This window comes from Mixta tenebrionis (genome assembly GCF_006517625.1).
Taxonomy (GTDB): Bacteria; Pseudomonadota; Gammaproteobacteria; order Enterobacterales; family Enterobacteriaceae; genus Mixta; species Mixta tenebrionis.
In genome coordinates, this window is record NZ_VHQI01000069.1 from 1 (window position 1) to 344 (window position 344).

Here is a 344-nt window from a genome sequence, read left to right on the forward strand (position 1 = left end):
GCCGGCCAGGGCTACGGCGGCGTACAGATCCCGCGCGTGGGCGATGAGGTGATCGTTGATTTTATCAACGGCGATCCGGACCGGCCGATCATCACCGGACGCGTCTACAACGAGGCGAGCATGCCGCCGTGGGGATTGCCGGGAGCGGCGACGCAGATGGGATTTATGAGCCGTACCAAAGACGGCACGCCGGCTAACGCCAATATGTTGCGCTTTGAAGACAAGGCGGGCGCCGAGCAGGTGTTTATCCAGGCCGAGCGCAATATGGACACCAGCGTTAAAAATGATGAGTCGCACAGCGTAGGGGCTAACCGCACTAAAAACGTGGCGGGCAATGAAACCAC

1 protein-coding gene is annotated in these 344 nt (G+C 60.2%); it reads left to right on the forward strand.

Going from position 1 to position 344, the window contains the following annotated elements; all coding sequences use genetic code 11:
• Positions 1-344, forward strand: a 344-nt coding sequence (locus FKM52_RS21570; RefSeq protein ID WP_220446306.1) for a bacteriophage T4 gp5 trimerisation domain-containing protein, incomplete at both ends; no start/stop codon positions are given.